This window comes from Enterococcus raffinosus, from assembly GCF_018917525.1.
Classification (GTDB): domain Bacteria; phylum Bacillota; class Bacilli; order Lactobacillales; family Enterococcaceae; genus Enterococcus_A; species Enterococcus_A raffinosus_A.
In genome coordinates this window covers 1-1,365 of record NZ_JAHLOS010000097.1, presented here as the reverse complement: position 1 = coordinate 1,365, position 1,365 = coordinate 1, and the positions used below count along the sequence as shown (strand labels likewise).

Annotated in this window: 1 protein-coding gene; it reads right to left on the bottom strand. The window is 40.0% G+C overall.

The genetic code is table 11. The features are described 5' to 3' along the window. On the bottom strand, positions 1-1,226 hold a 1,226-nt coding region (locus tag KQI58_RS22415; protein WP_216411146.1), incomplete at its 3' end, for an ISL3-like element IS1476 family transposase. Between the last annotated feature and the right edge of the window lie 139 nt (positions 1,227-1,365).

The window sequence follows — 1,365 nt, the reverse complement described above, 5'->3', positions numbered from 1 at the left end:
TTATAGAAGTTGCGATAACCAAACGCGATTCGTTTGATCAGCTTGATCTTGTTGTTTAGACCCTCTGTGACGCCGTTTGAGTGGGACACTTTAAAGGCATTTGAAATGCCCGATTGGTAGCGGTGGAAGATCGTGAATTTCTTTTTAAACGACTGAGGTAACGTAGATGAAATTGTTTTAAGGGTTTCTTGAAAGCCTTCCGTATCTCGTTTAACGAAATAATAGCGTAATAACTGACAAAAGTGATACGCTGTTCGCAATTCTTCGTTGTAGCTTAACAGTTCATCGACGATTTCTGTTTGACTAATTGGTCGTTTAAACAGCCGGTGATAATGCCGTTTGAGTGGCTCCAATGTCGTGGAATCTTTGAGTAAGAGTTTCCAATATCGCTTGAGCCGACGGTACTTCTTCTGATTTTCAGAGTGTGAGGTTCGAAAACGATTCATGATCTGGACACGCAATTGATTGAAGCTGCGATTGATATATTGGACAATATGAAAGCGGTCAGTTACGATCTCCGCATTCGGAAAGACCGTTTTAAGCAACTGACAATAGCTGGCATTCATGTCCATCACTAGGTACTTGACCTTTAAACGGGCCTTTCTAGGAAAGCGCAAGAAGTATTGAGTTAGTTTGTAAAGTCTGCGATCTTCAAGGATCGTAAATAGCTGATTGGTTGTCCCATCAACACAAATAAAACTCATGGAACCAGAAACAGACTTCATTGATTTGAACTCATCCATACACAACACCGTCGGAAGGAAGTTCATACGTGGCTGGTAATGCTTCGTTGCTTCACGCAAGATACGTGTCACCGTCCCATCCGAGACGAAGTACTTCTTAGCGATTAGTTTACGTGATTGATTTTTGTACAGTTCCATGAGAATCGCCTGCTTCAGTTCCTTTGTTAGTTGATGATGTTCATCAACTAAGTCCGTTTTCGCAGAAAAGGTCCGTCCACAATCATGGCAGAGAAAACGGGTACGTTTCAATTCTAAAATAGTCAACTTCTCTTTGACTTTCAACATCTGAGTGCGTGTCGTATAGGAACCGTTGCGGATAATACGAACCGATCCACAGTGTTCACAATAGGAAGGAGAGTCATCAAATTTTCCTTTAATAAACTGCGCTTGAACGCCTTTATATTCTTTTTCAATCAGCCATTCTTCCTCAAAAAATAAATGTTTATCTGTTAATCCGAGTAATTTTCTAGTATGATTATCCATTGAGAGACTCCTTTGGTAGGGTGATGTTTTGGTCGACTAAATTTTACCAAAAGTGAGTCTCTTTTTGAGTTGAAACGAAGAAAAAGTGTTGGTAGAAAATCGAAGTCGATTTTTCACCAACACAAAATATTATAGAACC